Origin of the sequence: Sphingomonas sp. S2-65 (assembly GCF_021513175.1) — a bacterium.
In the GTDB taxonomy this organism is placed as follows: Bacteria; Pseudomonadota; Alphaproteobacteria; order Sphingomonadales; family Sphingomonadaceae; genus Sphingomonas.
Genome location: NZ_CP090953.1, coordinates 2,141,187 through 2,162,000, shown reverse-complemented (window position 1 = coordinate 2,162,000; position 20,814 = coordinate 2,141,187). Strand labels below are relative to the sequence as shown.

At 63.0% G+C, this 20,814-nt stretch carries 17 protein-coding genes; 4 read left to right on the top strand and 13 right to left on the bottom strand.

Translation table 11 applies throughout. The annotated features are described in order from the left end of the window. Positions 1–45: 45 nt before the first annotated feature. The 4 genes from LZ586_RS10190 to LZ586_RS10175 all read right to left on the bottom strand — a co-directional run bounded on the left by LZ586_RS10190 (position 46) and on the right by LZ586_RS10175 (position 6,187). The gene (locus LZ586_RS10190; RefSeq protein WP_235076188.1) at positions 46–1,449 is read right to left on the bottom strand and encodes an outer membrane beta-barrel protein; all 1,404 of its coding nucleotides are present in this window, start codon (positions 1,447–1,449) and stop codon (positions 46–48) included. Then, positions 1,382–3,511, bottom strand: a complete 2,130-nt coding sequence (locus tag LZ586_RS10185; protein WP_235076187.1) for a GumC family protein — start codon at positions 3,509–3,511, stop codon at positions 1,382–1,384. The genes LZ586_RS10190 and LZ586_RS10185 overlap by 68 nt, the downstream gene beginning before the upstream one ends. Before the next feature lie 155 nt (positions 3,512–3,666). Then, positions 3,667–5,184 (bottom strand): GMC oxidoreductase, encoded by a 1,518-nt coding sequence (locus LZ586_RS10180; RefSeq protein WP_235076186.1) that lies wholly within the window; start codon positions 5,182–5,184, stop codon positions 3,667–3,669. Continuing rightward, on the bottom strand, positions 5,174–6,187 hold the full coding sequence (locus LZ586_RS10175) for a glycosyltransferase family 2 protein (protein ID WP_235076185.1): 1,014 nt from the start codon (positions 6,185–6,187) through the stop codon (positions 5,174–5,176). Before LZ586_RS10175 ends, LZ586_RS10180 begins: the two co-directional genes overlap by 11 nt. Before the next feature lie 157 nt (positions 6,188–6,344). Between LZ586_RS10175 and LZ586_RS10170 the strand changes: the two genes are divergently transcribed. After that, positions 6,345–7,484: an acyltransferase family protein gene (locus LZ586_RS10170; RefSeq protein ID WP_235076184.1), complete on the top strand. Its 1,140-nt coding sequence runs from the start codon at positions 6,345–6,347 to the stop codon at positions 7,482–7,484. Here LZ586_RS10170 and LZ586_RS10165 read toward each other — a convergent pair. Further along, positions 7,470–8,690 (bottom strand): glycosyltransferase family 2 protein, encoded by a 1,221-nt coding sequence (locus LZ586_RS10165; RefSeq protein WP_235076183.1) that lies wholly within the window; start codon positions 8,688–8,690, stop codon positions 7,470–7,472. The genes LZ586_RS10170 and LZ586_RS10165 overlap by 15 nt on opposite strands. Beyond that, positions 8,687–9,649: a hypothetical protein gene (locus LZ586_RS10160; RefSeq protein ID WP_235076182.1), complete on the bottom strand. Its 963-nt coding sequence runs from the start codon at positions 9,647–9,649 to the stop codon at positions 8,687–8,689. The genes LZ586_RS10165 and LZ586_RS10160 overlap by 4 nt, the downstream gene beginning before the upstream one ends. 164 nt (positions 9,650–9,813) lie before the next feature. On the opposite strand from LZ586_RS10160, the gene LZ586_RS10155 reads away from it, so the two are divergent. Both LZ586_RS10155 and LZ586_RS10150 read left to right on the top strand, forming a co-directional pair. Continuing rightward, positions 9,814–10,929 carry a hypothetical protein gene (locus tag LZ586_RS10155; protein WP_235076181.1) on the top strand — a complete coding sequence of 372 codons (1,116 nt, stop codon included), beginning with the start codon at positions 9,814–9,816 and terminating at the stop codon, positions 10,927–10,929. Further along, complete coding sequence (locus tag LZ586_RS10150) at positions 10,926–11,897, top strand: glycosyltransferase family 2 protein (protein ID WP_235076180.1); 972 nt, start codon at positions 10,926–10,928, stop codon at positions 11,895–11,897. The genes LZ586_RS10155 and LZ586_RS10150 overlap by 4 nt, the downstream gene beginning before the upstream one ends. Here the strand turns inward: LZ586_RS10150 and LZ586_RS10145 are convergent. After that, on the bottom strand, positions 11,894–13,045 hold the full coding sequence (locus tag LZ586_RS10145) for an acyltransferase family protein (protein WP_235076179.1): 1,152 nt from the start codon (positions 13,043–13,045) through the stop codon (positions 11,894–11,896). The two genes, LZ586_RS10150 and LZ586_RS10145, sit on opposite strands and share 4 nt — an antisense overlap. 265 nt (positions 13,046–13,310) lie before the next feature. Between LZ586_RS10145 and LZ586_RS10140 the strand changes: the two genes are divergently transcribed. Beyond that, complete coding sequence (locus LZ586_RS10140) at positions 13,311–14,576, top strand: cell wall hydrolase (protein WP_235076178.1); 1,266 nt, start codon at positions 13,311–13,313, stop codon at positions 14,574–14,576. Here the strand turns inward: LZ586_RS10140 and LZ586_RS10135 are convergent. From LZ586_RS10135 to LZ586_RS10110, 6 genes are all read right to left on the bottom strand, one after another. Next, complete coding sequence (locus tag LZ586_RS10135; RefSeq protein WP_235076177.1) at positions 14,554–15,687, bottom strand: family 16 glycosylhydrolase; 1,134 nt, start codon at positions 15,685–15,687, stop codon at positions 14,554–14,556. The two genes, LZ586_RS10140 and LZ586_RS10135, sit on opposite strands and share 23 nt — an antisense overlap. A 353-nt stretch (positions 15,688–16,040) precedes the next feature. Then, positions 16,041–16,511 (bottom strand): PilZ domain-containing protein, encoded by a 471-nt coding sequence (locus LZ586_RS10130; RefSeq protein ID WP_235076176.1) that lies wholly within the window; start codon positions 16,509–16,511, stop codon positions 16,041–16,043. Positions 16,512–16,907: 396 nt separating this feature from the next. After that, the gene (locus LZ586_RS10125) at positions 16,908–17,585 is read right to left on the bottom strand and encodes a sugar transferase (protein ID WP_235076175.1); all 678 of its coding nucleotides are present in this window, start codon (positions 17,583–17,585) and stop codon (positions 16,908–16,910) included. 326 nt (positions 17,586–17,911) lie between these two features. Then, positions 17,912–19,240, bottom strand: a complete 1,329-nt coding sequence (locus tag LZ586_RS10120; protein ID WP_235076174.1) for an O-antigen ligase family protein — start codon at positions 19,238–19,240, stop codon at positions 17,912–17,914. Between the two features lie 25 nt (positions 19,241–19,265). Continuing rightward, complete coding sequence (locus tag LZ586_RS10115; protein WP_235076173.1) at positions 19,266–19,724, bottom strand: polysaccharide biosynthesis/export family protein; 459 nt, start codon at positions 19,722–19,724, stop codon at positions 19,266–19,268. Positions 19,725–19,928: 204 nt separating this feature from the next. Continuing rightward, a complete protein-coding gene (locus LZ586_RS10110) occupies positions 19,929–20,783 on the bottom strand; it encodes a metallophosphoesterase family protein (protein WP_235076172.1) in 855 nt (284 codons plus the stop codon). Positions 20,784–20,814 lie beyond the last annotated feature (31 nt).

Here is a 20,814-nt window from a genome sequence, read left to right as displayed (position 1 = left end):
GAACTGCCACGGCCGACATCTCGGCGGGAGACCGGAGGTCGCGGGTCAAAACATGAAGCTGACGCCAACCGTCGCTCTGTTCGCAACATAGCGGAGCAGCGGATTGTCGGACGAACGGCGCCGGTGATTGTAGCGCGCGTCAACCCGCAACTGGCGCCCGATATAGTAGCGGGCTCCGGCGCCAACTTCGGTCTCGTCGCTGCTGCTATCGATGACGCTGATCACGCCGTCGGCAATCGAGGGGTTGATAGACGCAATGCGTGCGTCCGCCGTAATGATCAACGACCGGAGCAGTTCGTGGTCGAGCGAAATGCCGACCTCGTCTCGAAGATTTCCTGCCGTCACCGGCGACGTCGTCTCGTCGACGCGCCTCTGCGCCGTCGCGACGATCGTCGTCAGTGGCGTGACGTTCCATTTCAGGTCGACGAAATAGGAAAAGGCGTCGACATCGTTGAGCTTCGGATCGGGATATCTGAAGCTGAGGTAGCCGACGCGTACCGTTCCGTAGAGAAGCTCGGTGAGTTCGCGCGCGATCCCGGCCTCAAGAAGCGTGCTGCTGCCGCTGCGGTCGATTTGCGTCAGGGGATCAAAGCCCGGATCGTCGGGTCGAAGATCGTAGCGACGCTCTTCGAGCGTCCCGCGAAGAATGAAGCTGGTCAGCGAGTTAAGATCGTAACGGGCCTGCAGCGATCCGCTGAAGATGTCGAAGTCGCGAAAGCCCTGATCGATCTCGACACCGCCGGCGAGCAGCGCATCGCCATAGCTTACTCTTCGGAAGCGACCTTCGCCGCGCAGGCGGAGGTTGCCTAGATCCTGTTCGGCGGCCAGATTGGCGGTCGCGCTCGTATAGCGAACCGGCTCGGCAGACGCGGCGAAGCTCGACAGGCTCCCGCGCCGCTCGGCGTTGCGACTTGCCGTGACGCCTGCAAACAACCGCGTCTGCCTCGATATGTCGTATCGGCCATCGAGCGCCGCCCCATAATTGGAGACGTCCTCAGAAGTATATTTTGCGTGAATGTCGCGGTCGAAGAATCCAGAGAAATTCAGCGCGTTGCTCGACCAAGTCGATTGCACCGCGAGCTGGGGACGCACGGTTAGATAGACATCACCTCGGCGATCGGTGTCAGTCGCGTAGATATTGTCGTCATAGTTGGCCGTCACAGACAGTTGCGGACTGACGAGAAAGGCGCCGACCTGATGAGAATTATCCTCGACGCGCGCACGCTCACGCGACGTGACACTCTCGCCGCGCTTGTCGATCTCGGTCTGCGCCGAGGCTGGAGGGGCCGAAAGCGCAAAGCCCGCGACGGAAAAAAGCAACAGGCACCGGGGCGAGCAGACGCGCGCCAGTCTTGCATTCTTTGTCATCCAACCAATTCCCCTAGTTGGTGTAGTATCCGCGAAACTTCTTCTGGTAGCCATAGGCGTCTGTCTGACCCGTGCTTGCATAGCGGGTGATGTCCACCTGAGTGAGCGCAAGCCCACTTATCTTTGCACCCGCATCGAGCAGGACGTCGATGGCGGCCTCGACCGCGCTGACCGACGTCTTCGCCCAGCGTGAGATGACGAGCACGCGGTCGGCGCTCGCGGAGACTGCGCGCGCGTCGGCAACGCCAAGCACCGGCGCAGTGTCGAGGATGACGACGTCGAAGCGGCTGCGCAGCTCGCCGAGCAGCCGCATCATGTTGTTCGGAGTGAGCGGGTCACGTGCATCCTGCTGCGGGAAGGCCGTGCCCAGCACCCATGCCCCGCTCGGTTCGTCCAGAACAAGCGCCTCTTCCAGCGAAACCTCGCCGCGCATGTATTCGTAAAGTCCGGCGTGCTGGCCCTTGATCAGCAGCTCGCTCGACCCGCGCCGGCGCAAGTCGCAATCCACGAGCACTGTGCGCGCGCCGCCGAGCGCGGCGGTCCTCGCAAGGCAGGCCGAAGTGGTGGTCTTTCCTTCTTGAGGCAGGGCGGAGGCAATTGCGACTACGCGGGCCCCCGGCGTACGGCCACCGCCGAGCATCAGGAAGGCTTGAATAGCCCTAAAACTCTCCGCGAAGGCGGACAGCGGATGCGAGACGATGTAGTCCTCAGGCGGCTCGGTTGCTCGCATCCGTCCCAGCGTCGACTGGAGCGTAGGCACGGCACCGGCATAGCGAACCCGCAGACGCCTCTCCACGTCGCTCTTTGTCCTGACGCCTCCCTTGAGATATTCGGCAAGCGCGATTGCAATGAGCCCGAGCATTATACCGCCGCCCACTCCAGCGGCGGCTGCGAGCTTGTGATTGGGAAAGTCTGGACTCGACGGTACTTCCGCCGCCGCGGCGATGCGCGCGTCCGCCTGCTGAAGTCCCTGCTGCGCGCTGGTTTCACGCAGGCGGTTCAGGAAGGTCTCGTAGATCGCCTTTGCGGCGTCGGCGCGGCGCTGCAGTTCCATAAGGCCAACCGCGGCACTGTTGTTGCCGGCGAGCTCGCCGTTCGCCCGTACCTGGCTCGACTGAAGCGAGCCGAGCCGCGACGAGGCAACCTGCACGTCCGCTTCGAGATTAGAGAGAATCCGGTCGATTTCCTTCTGGATCTGGATCCGGAGCTCGGCCAGCTGGCTCTTCGCCTTAACCAGGTCGGGGTGAAGCGGGCCATAACGCGCCTCGAGCTGGGCGACTTCGGCACTCGCATTTGCTTCGCTCTGGCGCAACGTGCCGATGGTGCCCGACCCGAGCGCGGCGCCCACGTCGGCGCCCTGGCCGCCGGCGCGCAGCTGCGCACGCGCCGCGTTCAGCCGGCCACTCTTCTCAGCGAGTTCGGCCTTTGCCGCGGCAATCTGCGTATTGAGGGTCGAAACTTCCTGCTCGGCGTTCGTCGCGCCGTTGGCGCTGAGCAGACCATTGCGGATCTTGTACTGCTGCAAGGCGGCGTCGGCCTGGGAGGAAGCTGCGCGTAGGTCTTCGGTCCGGGTAGTCAGCCAAGCGCTCGCATGCTGGTTCGCGCCGACCTTGGCGTCGCGTTGCGCCGCGATATACTCACTGGCGAACAGGTTGGCGGTGTCCGCGGCGAACTGCGGTTCCGGTGATTCGGCTTGAATGTCGATCACAAGGGTTAGGCCTGACCGGTGGACGCTGACGATACCAGCCATCGTGGCGGCGAGCTCGTGGCGGGCCGCTGCTGCGGACCGCGGATCGCTCGGACGCAGGCGCGCATAGGCATCGGCGGCGCGGCGCGTGATCTCGGGCGAGCTGATCAGGCGAACTTGCGTGTCGATTATATCGCTCTTCGCGGCGAGATCGGGCGTGACTGCCTTGACGTTGATGACGTCGGAGCCAGCGGGCTCGATCAGCAGGCTGGCGCTTGCCGAGTAGATCGGCGTCTGGGTGAGCGTCCAGGCCGCGGCGGTGCCGACGACAGCGGCGAACACCGCAAGAAAGATCCAGATGTTGCGACGAAATACCATCCACACCACGCGAGGGTCGGGAAGAAGGCTGGCGCGCAGGTCGGCGGGCGGGCGCGCTTCCTGTGCTTCGTCGGGCAAGGCTTCGCCTGCAATATCTGGCTGGCTGTCCAGAGTGACGCTGTTAATGGCCCGACCCTTTTTTTAGGTGTTTGGAGTTGAACCTCCGGCTATACCTCGTTCGCAGACGCAGCAATACAAGTTTAATGAAGCTTGTGTGCAGATATTGGTCAACTTTAGATAGCTTGGAGCATCTCTCCCAGGCGAAGTGCCAGCGCGACAATGGTAAGCGTGGGATTTGCGTGCCCCCCGGTCGGCATCACAGAGCCGCCGCAGAGATAGAAATTGTCCGTTCCATGGACGCGTAACGATGCGTCTACTACACCGGTGGCCGCCGTCTCGGACATACGCGTCGCGCCGAGATGGTGATAGCTTTCGTGCATTTCGCCGGTTCGTAGCCCGCCATCTTCCTCGAGTCCCTCGATCTTGCTCGAAGCGCCGAGCCCCGCGCGATCGATCCAGTCACATATGCGCTGTGTGAAAAGGTGGCCGGTGCGGCGCTCGTCCTTGCCGATGCGCCAGTCGATCGCGGCGCTGCGCAGCCCGAGGGCATCGCGGCTCGCGTCTAGGACAATACGGCTCTCAGGATCGGGGGTCTGTTCGAGATCGATGACGAGCGATGCCGTTCCCGCGCCAAGCAACGGCTCATGTCCTCGCAGCCGGCGCACAGTTGAGGTCAGGGCGCGGTCCAGATCGCGGATCTGTCGCGGGATCGGGAAGGAAGGACCCGAGCCGGGATAGCGCAACACGGCTGAAGCGTTGAGCAGGCGGTGGCGCCGTTGGCCCGTTTCGGAAAGGCACAAGCCGCTTTCATATTGCGGGCCACGGTTGCGCTTGAATCGGTTGAACAGCTGCTGCAGCTGCCGCGACTGTTCTCCGTTCATCGCGATGCGGGCCGTGACCGCCCGCGGATGTTGCATGAAGTAGCGGCCGAGTACCGGTTTCACCTCCCCGAGCAACGACGGATCGTCCTCGGCGACGTTGAGCAGGAGCCGGGCATTCTCAATGCCTCCGCAGCACAGGACCACCTGGCGAGGCCGGACGGTCGCGCGCCGGCCGTCCGGAGCGCTGAGTGTCGCTGCCGTAACCCGCCTGCCGTCCGGCGAGGGCGTCAATCCGACGAGATTTGCCTGCAGCACGACGTGAAGGCTGCGCGATCGCCGGAAACTCAGGTGGAAGTGCTCTCCCCAGTTCTGATAGCTGTCGCGCCCGGTTCCCCAGAATCGCCAGACGAATGGAGCAAGGTCGTCGGGACGATCGGGAAGTGCCCGGATCCGTTCGAGCGACGGTGGGCTCTCGTCCCAGCCCGACTGAAATCCGCACATGGCAGCCGCTTGCGGATACCATCGCGCGAACGCGTCGGGCAAAACGGGCCAGCCACTGTGCGGCACCCACTCGCGCCTGGCAAAGTCGAGAGGGTCAAGCGGCGCACACCGCCCGGTCCAGGCTGTCGTCGTTCCGCCAAATACGCGAAATCGCCCTTCGCCGGCCGCAAAGGGTTCGCCTAGCTGGCGCGCCGCAAACAATGATTGAGCCGACTCCGCGACGCGAAGCCCCCCCGCCTCGGCGAGGACAATGCGCCGCCGCCCGTCGTGCAGCTGCGAGGCGAGGCTGATGCCCGCCGCTCCCGAGCCAATGATCAGGATGTCGCAGTCCATGCCGCGGTCCGGGAGCTCGCGAAGGTCACCGAACATGGGTGGCATCCACTTCTAGCGTCGGCAGCAGCAGAAACTCCTGTTCGCTCAGGAGCGTGCGCGGCCCACGCGTGTTCCCGGCATGTTGCTTTGAAGACTTATCGCGAAGCACCGCGCGCGCGATACGCGCCAGCGCGAGCGGGCGAGTGAGAAAGGGCGTAATCGCCGCGGCAAGGCCGGTGTCCCGCTTGTCATCAAGGAAGCGGCGATGGTCATACCGTACCTGCACCGAAGCGAGATGCCGCGCGACGAGCCTTGCCTCCACACTGCCGCCGGGCAGCATGCCCAGCAGCTTCGCATCGCCCGCAATCAGCCGCGCAAGATCTTCAGTTACGTGATTTCCGCTCAGGGACCCGGCGCGCTCGACCGCCACGTAGCCGCATGCCTCCGAAATCAGATAGCGCGCATTCTTCGCGAGCGCGGTTGCATAGAGCAGATAGTCCTCACCGAGCCGGACATCCTCGTCATAGCGCAATTGCAGGCTATCCAGCATCGAGCGCTTCATGACGGGCTTGAGGAAGCCGAGTTCAGCCCGAGGCCTTCCGGCAACCGGGATATTCCCGGTGACGAACTCGGCGAAGGCGAGATTTCGCCAACGAGGGCGAGGGGGCACCGATACGGGAGGAGCCCCCTCAAGCCCCTCGGGAACGAACAGGATATTATCTGCCGCCAAGTCCCAGCCATCGTGCGACAGAAGCCGCGCGAATCGCCCCGGCAGGAAGTAATCGTCGGAATCGAGGATCGCCACCAGGGGAGACCGGCTCGACCGGATCGCGAGGTTGCGCGCGGCCGACGGTCCGCGATTGGCTTCAAGGCGAAACACCTGAAGCCGTGAGGACCCATCGTCCGCGCGCCGCGCGGCGGCCGCCGTGTCGTCGCTTGAGTGGTCATCGACGACGATAACCTCCGCGACTTCGAGTTCCGCAAGTGCTGAGCTGACCGCGCGCGCGATCGAGGCCTGGGCGTTGAACGCGGGAATGATCACGCAAACGGGCGACGACATGACTTGGTGGCTCCCCCCGGCCGGCAACGGCGGAGACGCCGTGGCAGGCCTGCCGCCTTGCGTCTTGCCCCTTGTCGCGAGCGCGGGTCAAGTTCCCCTTTGGATTGCTAAGGATCAATCCCTGCCTTACTTCGGGACGGGGTAACGGGGGTGCCAAGTGACGTTGAATGTACGGGCAGCTTCCGGGGCCGGAAGGTCTGTCGCCCGAGGCGCAAGGCCGGCGCGCGGGGCGCAACACATTCTCGCCCTGGACGGGCTCCGGGGCATCGCCGCGCTCGCGATCATTCTCTACCATCGGCGCTGGTGGGCGGCGAGCGACCGGGATTTCCTGCAACACGCCTATCTGGCGGTCGACTTCTTCTTTCTGCTGAGCGGGCTCGTGATTGCGCGCGCCTATGAAGCCGGTTTGCACAGCGGGGCGATGCGGTGGACGGACTTCGCCTTGCTACGCGTCGTCCGCCTTTACCCGCTTCTGGTGATTGGCGCGCTTCTCGGTGCCTTGTTCCTCTGCCTGCGCGGCGTCGCCGACCAAGATTACGGCCTCGTAGGGCGGGCGCTTGGTGGCTTGCCGTTCGCGGGATTGCTGCTGCCGCTTCCGCCGATGCTATTTGAGCTGCCCTTCGCTATGAATGAGCCTTCCTGGACGTTGTTCTTCGAGCTCGTGGCGAACCTCGCCTTCGCCCTTGCCGCACCGCGTCTGTCCAATCGCACGCTCGCGATCACGATCGCGATCTTCGCCGGCTTGCTGATCCTCGTCGCAGTCCAGTTCGACGGATTGAACACCGGCTGGCGCTGGGAAACGCTCCACGGCGGCGCGGCCCGTGTCGGCTTTTCCTTCCTCCTCGGTGTCGGGCTTCATCGGGCTGCCAGGTGCGGTCGCCTGCCGCGCCTCCAGGCTGGCTCCTGGTTGCCGGCCGTTTTGCTGGTGGCGGTGTTCTGTCCGTCCCTTTTCCCCCGCACCATGAACGCCAGCTATGACATAGCGGCGGCGATGTTGCTGTTTCCCGCCATTATCGTCCTCGGGTGTAATTGCCGGCCCACTACGCGAGTCGCGCCTCTTCTTCGGGGCGCGGGTCTGCTTTCGTATCCCGCTTATATCATCCATGTCCCGCTTCTGGCGCTGTACGAAGCAATGATTTGGCGGCTTGGCCTGCCCAATCTCGTTATGCTTGGTTTGGGAACGGCAGCTACGGGAGTCGCTGCCTGGCTCCTCGCGCGCTATTATGATGCGCCGGTGCGGAAGGTGCTCGGCATGCGCCTGGTGCGTCGTCGCACGACGCGATCACCCCAGGGCTGATGCAAGCGGCTCGCGCCGTTCGACAAGGCCAGCCATGCGAGATGGCGCGACGCTGCCGCCGAGCTTGCGTCGCGCGAGCAGCGCGAGGGTTGTCCGGGAGCCGACCAGTGCGCTCGAAAGGTGCCGCATCTCGCCGGCATCTGCGGGGACGGGTGGTCGCAGGCGCCAGAGGCCCCCGGCCAGCATGGCGCGAATGATCGCGCGGCCCACGCCGGGTTCGCGCGCGAGACGCTTCAAGCGATCAAGCACATCGGGATGAAGGGCATCGGCAAAGCCATGCTTGCCGTTAAGCATCCGGGCCGAGATCGCCGCCTGCAGCGGCAGGAATGGCAACTCGGGCGCTTGTCTTGCCGCGGCGTCGAGGTCCGATACTGCCAGATCCCACAGGCCATGCCGCGCCTGAACACAGGCACGCTGGAGGAGCGCGGCCCGGCGCACTTGGTCGTGGTTCTCGCCGTCGAACAGCCTCTCATAGGCCTCAAGCGGGACCTGGTCGCGAAGTCTGAGAAAGATCTGCCGGTCATAAACCTGCCATACGGCTTCGCTGGTGGCCGCGCTGTGAAGCGCACGCCCGGGACCGCGAACCCCGTCATGCTTGCGCTGGTCGAACATGAGCCTGTCGACAAAGACCATAGGAACCGCAAGTGCCAGGCGCACGAACATGTCATAATCGAGCGATCGCAGCATTGACTCGTCGAACGGTCCCACTGCGTCATAAGCCGCGCGTCGAACTAGCGCGGCATTGTGCATCACGAATGCGTCTTCAAGAAGGTGACGCAGGATCGAGCCCTCGGCAAGATCGGGCCAGTAGCCGGTGCCGAGATCAGTGCGCCTGCCGTGAGCATCCTCCCGAAAACGCGAATATCGCCCAAAGGCGCAGCCCGCGTCGGTGCGTTCCATCGTATTGAAGAGCGCATCGACCGCGCCCGGCCGCAGCACGTCGTCGTCGTCGCAGATCATCACGTGCGCGCCTGACGTCAGACGCAATCCCAGGTTGAGCGCCGCCGACTTTCCTGAATTTTCCTGGTAGACATAACCGACCCGCGGGTCTCTTCCAGACACGACCTCGCGCGTCGCGTCCGTCGATCCGTCGTCGATGACGAGCACTTCGTCGTCGCGCCCAAGCTGCGCTCCGATCGCATCAAGTGCCTGGGGCAGAAAACCCGCGCGATTATACGTGGGAACGAGGAAAGTTACGCGCTTCAATCCGGCACCCTGCGCGTGACCCTGGAGATGTCGTGGAGCCCGGATTCCCGACCGCTTGCCGCGCTTTGCCCGATGATGTCCTTTCGGGTTGTACCGGAGCCGCTCGGAGGTGTGAGCAAACCAAATTCCGTTTCCATGGCGCGAATCTGCCGGTCGTTGCCGCCGGAAATGTTGCCGACACGCAGGCCGGCCTCCTGGGTGCCAGGCCATTCGACAAGATCCAGCCAACCGTCTACTCGCCGGTGATTGGAGCCCTGTCGTTGCGCCATCCAGAAAAACCAAATGTCGTCCCCCTCGGGACAGAATCGGGTGAATGCGCACCTGTCGAGGACATCGGGATGCAGACTCGCCGGCGGGTATAAAATGCCGCCGACTCCAGTGGGGAAGAGCCGCCCGTCTTTTCCGGCAACAATCCGGGACGTTGCCGCTTCCCAATCCGTATAGGGCGCCAGGCGACCGTCCTCTCTGAAATGCAGCATATGCGCGCGCCAGGCGATGATCGCCGGATCTCCTGCTTCGTACCCGCGGACGAGCCCGGCCAGCCAGTCGGTCGGATAATAGACATCGTCGTCGGCCGTGACATGGAATGCGAGCGGAAATGCTTCCAGCGCGGGCACGAGTTTCTTGTAGGAGCGCAATTCCTCGCAAAGCCTGATCTCGAGCCCGTGCGCCGTAAGCGCCCTGCTTTCGTCCGGCAGTGTCGCCAGGTCGCCTGGTGCGAGCCAGAGGATGGTTCGGTCGGCCAGCAAGGATTGATCGAGCAAGCTGCGCAGCGTCAGGTGAAGCGAAGAGTAGCGCGCCCGATGAGAAGTGACGTTCACGACGAGCGCGCCAGGGAGTCCATGCCGCACGCCGCCGCGGTTGCTGGGAAAGGCCTCAACCGCACGCATCGCGGCATGCGTCGCTCGCCGCAGACGTGACCGTGCGAGCATTTGCCGAATCCGCCAGATGCCGCGCATCAAAACCCCCTGCTGCCTTTTCGGCGCTGGCTCCTAATCGGTCAATTGGTTGTTGCGCTGCAGCGACTCCCCGCTCGCCTATGCGCCGGTGACAGTCTATCGAGACACATAGGCATGGTCCTGCGTCATCGCCTGACGCGAAGGATTGCTCTCAGGAGTGCAGCTTGAAGATCCTGTATATCGTCCATGATCTCCATGATTCTGCCGTCGCGCGGCGGGTGCGCATGCTTCGCGAAGGTGGCGCCGATATATCGGTTGCAGGCTTTCGACGCCTCGAAAACCTGCCCGCGGAAGTTGCGGGCGCCGGCGTCATCGATCTCGGGCTCACTCGGGACGCACGCTTGGCGCATCGTGCGCTCGCAGTTCTGAAGCACACAGTGATGCCTGGAAAACTGATGGCAGCCGCACGCGACGCCGACGTCATCATCGGTCGGAATTTGGAAGCGCTGGCGCTCGCCTTGCGTATTCGTCGCGCCAACCCTGCGGCGGCAATCGTCTACGAGTGTCTCGACATCCACCGGATGCTCCTCGGACGGTCGCTTCCTGCTCGGCTCGTGCAGGGCATTGAGCAAACGCTGCTTGCTGGAGTCGATCTGCTCCTGACATCATCCCCTGCGTTCTTGCGCGAATACTTCAGCGGCCGCCCGGGCATGGCTGCGCCTGCGTTGCTTCTCGAGAACAAGCTCCTGAGGCTCGACAGCGCTCCACCGGTCTCGATTGCATCACCTCCGGGGCGGCCTTGGGTGATTGCGTGGTTCGGAATGCTTCGCTGTACGCGGACCTTCGAGATACTCGCAGGATTAGCCCGCCGCTACGAAGGAAGGGTCCAGATCCGGGTGGCCGGGCGACCATCGCCGGCAATTTTCCCCGACTTCGGGCAGCAGATCGCGAGCGTGCCGCACATGCACTATCTCGGGCCGTATCGAAGCGACGAGTTGCCGCAGCTATATGCTGGCTGTCATTTCGCCTGGGCAATCGACTATTTCGAGGAAGGGCTCAACTCGCGCTGGCTCCTTCCCAACCGGCTGTACGAGGCAGCGGCCTTCGGCGTGATTCCCATTGCCCTGGGTTCAGTCGAGACCGGACGGTGGCTCCGCGAGCGAGACGCAGGCCTTGTGGTCGACGATGCTCTTGAGGGACTTGAGGTGCTGGAGACGCTCGACAGCGGGAGGGTGGCGACCCTTGCGGCGGGCGTCGCCGCCATTCCTCAGGGGGATCTGATAGCAACCCGCGTCGATTGCGACGCTTTGGTTCGGGCCCTCGAGGCGGCGCGGCGATGACGATCAATCTTGCCGACATCCTCGTCGTCATTCCTTGCCTAAACGAAGAAGCGCATCTGCCCTCGCTGCTTGAGCAGTTGCTCACCGATGACGGAGACTTTCTTCTCGTTGTGGCGGACGGCGGAAGCGACGATCGAAGTCGCTCTATTGTGAAGGAGGTGGCTTCGCGCGACGCTCGGGTAGTTCTGATGGACAATCCCGGCAGGCTTCAGAGCTGCGGCGTCAATCGCGCGGTCCAGCAGCACGGGAACGGCCGCACCTTCCTCGTACGGATTGATGCGCATTGTGCATACCCAGCCGGTTATGTTCGCGGACTGGTTGCGACCGCAAGGCAAGTCGAGGCGGTGTCGGTGGTCGTGCCTATGGTCACCATGGGGGTGACCTGCTTCCAGAAGGCGTGCGCCGCCGCCCAAAACTCGGTGCTCGGTACAGGGGGATCCGCGCATCGGCATTTAGGTTCGGGTCGCTTCGTCGATCACGGGCACCACGCCTTGATGCGAATATCAGCATTTCGCCAGGTAGGCGGGTATGACGAGACCATGTCGCATAACGAGGATGCCGAACTCGACCATCGCCTGAGCAATCTCGGCGCCATTTGGCTCGAACCCAAGCACGCGATCACCTACTTTCCCCGCCGAGCGCCGCTGGGGCTTTGGAAGCAGTATCTGGGCTATGGGGGCGGTCGTGCGCGCACGCTTTGGCTTCACCGCATGCGCCCGCGGTTGCGCCAGATGCTTCCGCTGGCGGTTCCGGTGTCCATTCTGCTTGCCCCGGGCGCACTCTGGTGGCCGGTTCTCGCGCTGCCGTTGCTCGGCTGGCTTTCGCTTAGCCTCGCGGCAGGTATCGTGATCGGCGCCCGCACGCGGTCGCCATGCGAAATGCTGGCGGGGGTCGCCGCTATGATCATGCACCTAGCGTGGGGATGCGGCTTTCTGCTCGAATGGGCTCGACGCGGCGCGGCGCGCTAACCGGTCTGGTTGCTTCGCGGGTTATTGCCTGGGTCTCGTGCGCCGTGCGACGGCATCGCGGCCGGCCACCCGATCCCACGACGAGCGTCAGGTGGACGCCTGAATGTCGGCGGGACGAACAACAGCTTCAGAGCGGTGCGAGGCGCCAGAGCCGTGATCGCCACTGACCCCGCCAGGCTGATGATCGAAACGATGATCGGCGTGAGGACGCCAGCTTGGTGCAGCAAGGGGCTATTGAGGGTACCGAGCCACCAGGCAAGCGGGACCATAACAAGCAAATGGGTGAGATAGATAGGGAGCGTCATCCGGCCAAGACTGCCGAAGAGCCGCCGCGTGCCGCTCCATGATGCGAGCACTTCGCCCAAGAAGATGGCGCCATAGATGCCCGTCGCTACCGCCACAAAGCGAAGGATCCCGCCGCCGATTACGCCGGTAGCGAGGCGCGCAAGCAACGCGAGCATGATGAACGCCACGGCCGAGACGACGAAGGCCGGAAGCGGCGGAAGCCGCGAAGCTCGAACAATCCTTGGCTTGAACGCATAGCCAGCATAAAAATAAAAGAAGTAGGAGAGGGCGCCGCGAAGATAATAGTCGCTCGCGAGCAAGTGGAAGCCATACCGATCAAGATGCCAGGTAGTCATCCCAAGCATTGCCATTGCCACCCCGGCAGCGAGTGAGGCCCAGAGCCACGGAGAGCCCCGGCCGAGGACCTTGCCAAGAATCGCATAGGCTCCGAGGCTCCAGATGAACCAAAGATAGGACGACGGCAGGATGAACGCCGTGATCAGCTGCCACCAATATTTTCCATGTGCCGTGTCGTGGAAGTTTGGAAACAGCGCGAACAGCATCCAGTCGATAGGTACCCAGATGAGGAGCACCCACAGGATCGCTCTCAGTCTTCCGTGCCACAACGCTCCCCAACCACCATCGAGGTGCCGGCGCGAAAACATGCCGGATATGAGGAAGAACAACGGCATTCCAACCGGCGTAAAGATGCCGATCGCGTTTCGAAGCCACGCTTGTGCATACCCTGCACCTTCGACAAACAGCGCCCCATGCGAAAGGACGATGATCAGGATGATTAGCCCTTTCGCGGTGTCGGCCCAATGGAGCCTGCCCGCGACATCCTTCGCTCGATCGATATCCAAGTTCCACCCCCCGGCTTTAAAGCGAACATAGGGGCAAGGATCCGCGCATGTATAGCGCGGTTTGAACTCGTCGTGGGGAGAGCGATGCGAAATGAGACAGGTGGCCTTGGACCGCCGCGGTGCGCGAGTTGCGGATGGGAGCGGAGGCCGCTAGGCACATAGACGGTTTCGCTCTGACACCTGGTGCGAAATCCTAGCGGCGATTCTGTCGCGGAAGGCGTGGGCGACCGGCGGTCAGCCTAGCATAGAAACGGGCGGATACGCCATGACCGACGGAACCGTGATATTGGGCAGCCCGGACGGGTTCGGGCGCATCGCAGGGCCTCGCGCGCGCTCGCGGGCGCCCGCTATTGCCGTGCTCCTGATCGCCCTTGTGCTGGGTTTGCTGGCGACCGGCTATGGCTTGTGGCGCGCTCAACAGCCACCGGCGCGCGCGTCGGGCGGGCCGAGCGCGGTAGGGGATAGCGCGCGCCGTGCCCTGCCGCGTGAGCCGATGCCGAAAGTCGAGCCGCTCGCCCTCAAACCGGTCGCTCCCGACGACGCTCGGTCGATCAACGCCGCTGTTCCTTTCTCAACCGCGCCTAACCCGTTCGCCCGAGCCTTCCGCTTCGTCGGTGAAAATGCCGATCTCGCTCGCGCGACTGACTGTCTCGCCGCTGCGGTGCTGTACGAAGCGGGGAATGATGCCGTGGGCCAGAGGGCCGTCGCCCAGGTTGTGCTCAATCGCCTGAGGCACCCCGCTTTCCCGCACAGTGTCTGCGGCGTGGTCTTCCAGGGGCATGAACGCAACACAGGATGCCAGTTCAGCTTCACTTGCGACGGTGCTCTGGCCCGCCGGCCATCCCCGGCGCGTTGGGCGAGCGCCCGTGCCATAGCGGCTGGGGCGCTCGCCGGCAGCGTTTACGCGCCCGTCGGTCTCGCGACGCACTATCACACCGACTGGGTCGTTCCTTATTGGAGCTCGAGCCTCGAGAAGATTGCGGCGGTCAGCACCCATCTGTTCTTTCGGTGGAGCGGCGGCTGGGGCCAGCCACATGCCTTTGTCGCGAGCTACGCGGGAGCCGAACCGGTCATCGCCAAATTGGCCGCGCTGTCGCCGGCGCACCGCCCGTCCGACGCGCTCGCGCCGGAAGATGCTGCAGCGGACCTCGCGGCAGAAGCCATTCTGGAGATTGACTCAGCGCCATCCATCCGCAGCTTTTCTCCAATCGCCTCCAATCCAAACGCGTTTCTCGTGACCCTTGGACCGGACGTCTCGGCCGAAGACTATCCGCGGCTTGCCGGCGAGGCCTGCGGGGCGCGCCCTCGTTGCGTCTTCATGGCTTGGCGCGAGGCTGCGAAGACGCCCGCTGCACTCCCGGCTCCGACTTCGAGGCTCGAGGAGATGTCGTTCCACTATCTTCGTGATCCAGCCTTTTCCGGCCCACGCATGCGTTGGGACTGCGTGCGCGCCAAGCGGGCCGACCCCGCACAATGCTTGAGCAGGCAGGCCGGAGCTGCTGCGACCGCTAGCGGTTCCGCCACACCCTGAACGACGAAATAGACATGTCCCCCGAGCCATCGGTAAAGGCGCCACTTGTCTTCACCGCGACGTTCATGACAGGGTAAAATGGCTCAGAAAACGGGTTTCTGGCCTGATACGTTTCAATGCCATCGACGAACCAAGTGATATAGTCGCTCTGGATATCGAGTGCATAGCGATGCGCGGCGGATGCGATATTGCTGATGCCATACGCCGAAGTCGCATCCACCCACATGCTTCGCGTGAAGCTTCGCTGGTTGACTGGACCACCATGGATATTGGCGGAGATGTCGCGCTCGAAATCCCAGCTGGCATTTTGTCCGAAGCCTTCATAGACGTCGATTTCCGGCGGCCATCCACGAACACCGATCAACCAAAGCGCTGGCCAGGAGCCCCGGCGAGTGGGCATGGTCGCGACCCACTCATATTGTCCGTAGGTGAGCTGCGTTTCGGGAGTGTTGCGGCCGCTCAGCATCGCCGCGCCGTAGTAATAGCCCACGCCTCCATAGTTGATCGGCGTAGCCAATGCCTGGCTGTGCAGTACGAGTTTGCCGTCCTTCGTCGAGAATGGTGCCTCGGCCCCTGGGTGCAGGACATTGTCCAAGTACAATCCGTTCTCGCCATTCGCCGGCTGGGTGCGGCCATGGGTGAAGGAAGTCGAGAGCACGCCCGGACCACCCTTGTCGGACCAGCGCACGGTCGCCGGGTTCATGTCGTAGCTTAGCGTCCCGGTGGGGTGAAAGGTGCGGGGCGCGCGGAAACCGGTGTTGATTGGCGTCGACGGGGAAGCTCCAGCTATCGAGGTCAGGATAGCTGTCGAGGTGCCGGGATTGGCGCCCATCGGCGCCTCAGGGAAGCTGAGCTTGAAGTGCCCGCCTTCCTTGGTCTTCAAGATCTTGATAGTGACCGTCTGCACGAGAGGATCACCCGGGCGGAATACGATAAACTTATCCAGCCCCTGGAAATGGGTGCCGGATATCGCATAATTGGCACCGCTGCCATTCGCAGTCTTCACGCGCACGTGCACCGTGTTCGGCGTTGCACGATCGAGTCGAACCGGCACGTCGACCTGGGTAGCGTCCAACGGGTAAGTGAGGTCGCCTATCGATACCGTTGCCATTGCCGGGTAGGTATATTGCGCAATCGGCTCAAGCCCAGCAACAACTGAAGTGGTCGGCGTAGGGGTCGGAGAGGGAGTGGGGGCGGGGACTGGCACCGATGCGACTGGCGAAGTCAGCGCGGGCTCAGCCACGACGATCGCGCCAGATCCGCCCGGCTGGGCACCACCCGACCCCCCACAAGCGGAGAGAACGGAAAGCAGGACGGGAATACACACCATTTTGGAAGTCACCGGCATCATCCTGACAAGGGAGCGACACGCGCCCTTCATAGATCGATGTGGTAACTAAGGTATTAACTATGCGCTTCGTAGTTGGGGAGTCTCCGATAGGGAGCCCTTCGGAGTGGGCGCCTTCAGCCTTGGATCAGCCAAAGAATAGCGCCCCAGGCAAGCAGCGCCCCGACGAGCGCGACGGCCGCGCGAACGGGCCGAGGCCAGCGCCGAAGCACAGGTTCGGCGGTCTCCCATTCCGATGACCCTAGGAAAAGCGTCGTGACATTGGATTGCTCGAACGCAGCAGCGACCTGTTCGTCGGCTAGATATTGGAGGAACTCGCATCCATAATGATCCCCGGCTCGGCGCACTACCCGTGCCGCGAGGCTGCCGCGTCCCGGCAAGCCGAGATGGACGACGGCTCCGAGAGGAAGTTCTCGATCGCTCCGAACATTGAAGCCACTTTGCGAGAGATCGCTGACGGTCACATCGACCGGTTGCCGATCCGGGCCGCGCAAAGTGCTGGCCTCCTCAAGCATCCGCCGCCCGCCGACCCGACGCTCCCCGGTTTGCGAAGCCGCCCCGGGGGTAGATTTGAAAAGGCCCATCATGCTCATTGGCTAGGCGAAACTGGTTTCCGAAATGTTAACAGGAAGCGTGCATGTTGCTACAACGTTCGACGACTACGAACGACGCACGACACTGAGACAGCTTCGTTCCGCCGAGGAAACGATTTGCATTGAGATAATTTCTGAGCGAGGAAGTGTCTGGGTACGCAATGGTTAACGAGCAAAGTCTCGTAGGAGGGGCGATGAAAAACCGAGAGGTTCTGAGTCTTGGTCGTTCGCCAATCTCGCAATTTGATCGACCTGGTATCGCCGCCCCTTGGCTGCCCGACCACCCCGAACCTCCAAGGGCCTTGCGACAATTCCGGGGTATTCTCCTTGCGGCGTTGATTAGCGCGGTCATTTGGGAATTCGCTTTCGACGCCCTCTTTTGAGCGGAAGTCAGCCCGAACCGCGCGCCGTCAAGACGGCAGGTATCGTGAACACCAAAATCCGGACATACAGTGACAGCGACTGTGAGCGCGCGAAGGTCACGTCCATTGCGACGCGGCGACGATAAGAGACATTGTTGCGCCCACTGATCTGCCAAAGACCCGTGATTCCCGGGCGCACGCTTAGGTAATCGGTTACATACCGGCCGTAACGCCGCATCTCTGAATTGGTGATCGGGCGAGGCCCTACAAGGCTCATCTCGCCGGTCAGCACGTTCCAAAACTGCGGAAGCTCATCGAGGCTGCTCACCCGCAAAAAGCGTCCAACCAGCGTGATCCTTGGATCCTTCTTCAGCTTGTGGTCCCGTAGCCATTCCGCGCGGGCCTCCGGCGAGGTCGCAAGCAGCTCCTTCAGCCGCACGTCTGCATCGGTCACCATTGTCCTGAATTTGAGGCAATAGAATTTCTTGCCAATGTGTCCGACCCGTTCGTGACGGAACAGAATAGGCCCGCGATCGCCGACCAGCATCGCAAGCACGATCAGGATCAGGATTGGGGCGAAGAAGGCGAGCGCGAAGGCGGCGCCTCCGATGTCGATCGTGCGCGTCAGCCGCGACAGCCTCGGAGCGAATGCGGGCGCGTCGGAAGTAGCCGGTAGATGCGGCGCTATCGTTCCTTGCAGCATCATGGTCTTCCCCTGCACCCCGTCCTGCACGCGCGAGGCGATAGCCGCCTGCGTAGCGGCGCTGCATCCCTCTGTCGCTTGTGCGGACGGAGAATTCAAGGAGCCCCCTCGCATGTGCAGCACGATCTTGCGCGTGTCTGATCGCTGGCTCGGATCGGCCCGAGAAGCAATAACAAACGTGCAGATAATTGTTAGTTGTTGTTCGTATCCGGGACAGGAACGATCACGGCCTGAGTAGAAAGCAAGTTAGGAATAGTATGTAGACGGACTTTCGGCCTTGGAGTTCGCTGGAACAGCGCTCATGGAACGACCGGGTGCGCCCCTCGCATCTAGATGGCCAGTGCGCTCGACCGCCACGTCCCTTTCACCGATAGCCGCGTATGCCGCGCCAGCGCTTTCGGCTCCCGGGGCACTTTCCGGGCCGCGCACGCGAGGCCGGCCATCACCATCGTAGTCGAGAAGCTGAACGGGCCGAATGCCTGAGTCTCGATCGTGAGGCGCACTGCGACGTAGCTCAGATAGGCCGTGAAAAGTATGCCGAGATCTGTTGGAGCACGCGCCGTTCGGACGATCAGAAGGAAGAAATGGCTGAGCACTACCGTTGCGTACAGCATGAGCCCGACGATCCCGAGATGTACGAGGATTTCGATGAACGTGTTGTGGAAATTAAAACCAGTGCGCTCGCCGATACCGGCGAAGAGCCACAGTCCTTCGGCCTCGATGTTCCCATGATACCAGAACGCATTGTAGCCCAGACCAAGCGCAGGCCGGGTTTCGATAAGTGCAAACGCGCGCTCCCAGATATAGGTGCGGCCAGTCAATGTGGGATCCTTGCCCGTTGCTTCGAGCAGCGTTGCCGTCAAGGGTTCCCGCCAGAAGCTCTGCAGCGCAGCGGCGATCGCCGCCAATCCACCGAGCGCCAGAAAGCTTGCTGTACGCGTCTGAGAAGACAGGAGACGCGATATGTTCCATCCGACCATCGCGACCATCCCGAGGAGACACGCGACTAGCGCACCGGTCGATTCTGCCCGACGCAATATCCACAGGTCTGTCGAGAGAACCAGCAGGGCGAGCAGCGCGACGATGAGGCGCCGGTCGCGCAGCGACGATATGAGCATGGCGACACCCACGAGAACGCCAACGGCCGCCGTGTCGGCCGCCGTGTTCTTGCTCCCGAACAGCCCCGCAAAGGCCGTCGTCACCCGCGACGCACCACCGCCTCCCCATCCTACGTCGCGTCCGAAAAGAAGGTTCGATACCGCGAGAATTGCAAAGGCCGTGAAGATGCCGGCGAGCGCCTGCCTACGATCCGTGCCTGCGCCGATCGTCGCCCCGATCATCACGGTCAGGAAATACTGGACCCCGTAGTAGAACGTGCTCTCGGGTTTGAGCGACCACAGCGCTGAGAGCACGGCAAAGGCTGGCAGCAGCAGGATCGGGGCAATGGTGAGGAGAAGCCCTGGAAAGCTGCGCCAGCGAACAGCAATGTACGTTGGCATCAGCAGGAGGATTAGGAGAACGCCTTTGGCGCCGAAGCTGTAGGAGAACAGGATCGCACCAAGCGCGACGGCCGTCCACACCCCGTCGAACCATCGCAGCGGGTCGCCGGCGCCAGGACGATGCGGGGGACGCGCGATACCCGTAGTTGCTAACACCATTGGCTCGCCAGCTCAAAGTCGACGTTCAGAAGTAGCGCTCGCCGATCCGAACTGTGTCACCGGGGCGCAGCCACACGGGCTTGCCCTTGCCGAGCCGATACTCCACTTCCGGACCACCCAGGTGGCGCACGAACACCTTCGATTTGCTCGCGCGATAGGTGTAGCCGCCCGCTGTGGCGACGGCCTGCTCGACCGTCAGGTCCGTGGAGTAGGGATATTGGCCCGGACGGCTGACCTCCCCGAGGATGTAATAGGGGCGGTAGCTCAGCACCTCGATGCTCACTCGCGGATCGAGGATGTAGCCCGAAGCCAGCTTGTCGGCGATTGCTTTTTGCAGCTGGGCGACGTTCAGGCCCTTGGCGATGATGTTGCCGATCAGCGGAAAGGCGACGTCGCCCGCAGGGCCGACGGCATATTCGCCGTTCAGCGATTGCTCGCCATAGACCACGACACGGATCTTGTCGCCGGAATCAAGCGTGTACACGGGCGGTCGGTCGCCTGCGTCTTGCGCGAGGGCGCTCGCGGACGCCCAGAATGATCCCGCGGCGAGGACAAGCAGAAGAACCCGGATCAGGTTGCGAAACAACATGGCAATCACCCCACACGCACTGTCGGCGTGCCTATCACCTTGCACTGCGGCAGAAAAGGCGAATTGCTGGGAGTCTGTGCCAAGCTGAGGCGTTCCCGCTCAGGTGTCGGAGAGCCATGACTGCGTGGCGGTCGCGAGCGCGTTGGTATTGACGCCGGAACTTTGACCAGGATTGCCGGTCTGCCTGACTGACACGACCCAGTTCCGCGGTTCGTCGAGGATGACGGCGGAGAGCAGCCCGGTCCGGTATGCCCCAGTGTCGACCGCGATCCGATTGTGTCGGATTTCGGCTTCACCGACGATGGAATGCCCATGGACCACGATCGCGCCATAAGAGCGCTGATCGGCGAGGAACGCCTCGCGAATCCACAGCAGATCCTCACCGGATTGCCGATCCAGCTTGCGCCCAGGTCGCACCCCTGCATGGCAGAAGAAATAGTCTCCTATCCGCAACGATAGCGGCAGATCGCGAAGCCAATCGATTGTCTCGGGACCGATCGCCTGTGCGGCGCGTACCGCGAATGCGGGGCCAAATTCGTGCTGTTGCGGAGGCGGGGTGTCAAAGCTGGCGAGCGTCGCCGCGGCGCCGTGCGCGAGCCACAGGCGCTGCGCGGCCGTGTCTCCTTCGATGGTATGCAGCAGCGCCTGCTCGTGATTCCCCAGAAGCACGGTCGCGCGTTCGGATTGCCGGGTGACAGAACGCAGGAACCGCAGCACCCTCGCGCTGTCCGGGCCACGGTCGATGAAGTCCCCCAAGATGATGAGGCGGCTAGGAACCTCTGGTGTCGTCGCGATGTGCTGCTCGATTGCCTTGAGCAACGCGTCGAGCAGGTCCCAGCGCCCATGAACATCACCGATCGCAATGAGGCGCTGGCCTGCAGTTCGCGCGCGGCGGCTGCGCCAGCCGCGGATCATGGGCGCCTCGAATGCCCGACTGTGGATTTCGATCGCCATTGCCGCTGCTTACACCGGCCGTTCCATGGCG

Coding starts and splice junctions, on each gene's coding strand:
- LZ586_RS10140 (WP_235076178.1), top strand. CDS start 13,311: ATGACCGACGGAACCGTGATATTGGGCAGCCCGGACGGGTTCGGGCGC.
- LZ586_RS10150 (WP_235076180.1), top strand. CDS start 10,926: ATGACGATCAATCTTGCCGACATCCTCGTCGTCATTCCTTGCCTAAAC.
- LZ586_RS10160 (WP_235076182.1), bottom strand. CDS start 9,649: ATGCGCGGCATCTGGCGGATTCGGCAAATGCTCGCACGGTCACGTCTG.
- LZ586_RS10180 (WP_235076186.1), bottom strand. CDS start 5,184: ATGTTCGGTGACCTTCGCGAGCTCCCGGACCGCGGCATGGACTGCGAC.
- LZ586_RS10110 (WP_235076172.1), bottom strand. CDS start 20,783: ATGGCGATCGAAATCCACAGTCGGGCATTCGAGGCGCCCATGATCCGC.
- LZ586_RS10125 (WP_235076175.1), bottom strand. CDS start 17,585: ATGATGCTGCAAGGAACGATAGCGCCGCATCTACCGGCTACTTCCGAC.
- LZ586_RS10130 (WP_235076176.1), bottom strand. CDS start 16,511: ATGATGGGCCTTTTCAAATCTACCCCCGGGGCGGCTTCGCAAACCGGG.
- LZ586_RS10120 (WP_235076174.1), bottom strand. CDS start 19,240: ATGGTGTTAGCAACTACGGGTATCGCGCGTCCCCCGCATCGTCCTGGC.
- LZ586_RS10190 (WP_235076188.1), bottom strand. CDS start 1,449: ATGCAAGCACGGGTCAGACAGACGCCTATGGCTACCAGAAGAAGTTTC.
- LZ586_RS10175 (WP_235076185.1), bottom strand. CDS start 6,187: ATGTCGTCGCCCGTTTGCGTGATCATTCCCGCGTTCAACGCCCAGGCC.
- LZ586_RS10135 (WP_235076177.1), bottom strand. CDS start 15,687: ATGGCAACGGTATCGATAGGCGACCTCACTTACCCGTTGGACGCTACC.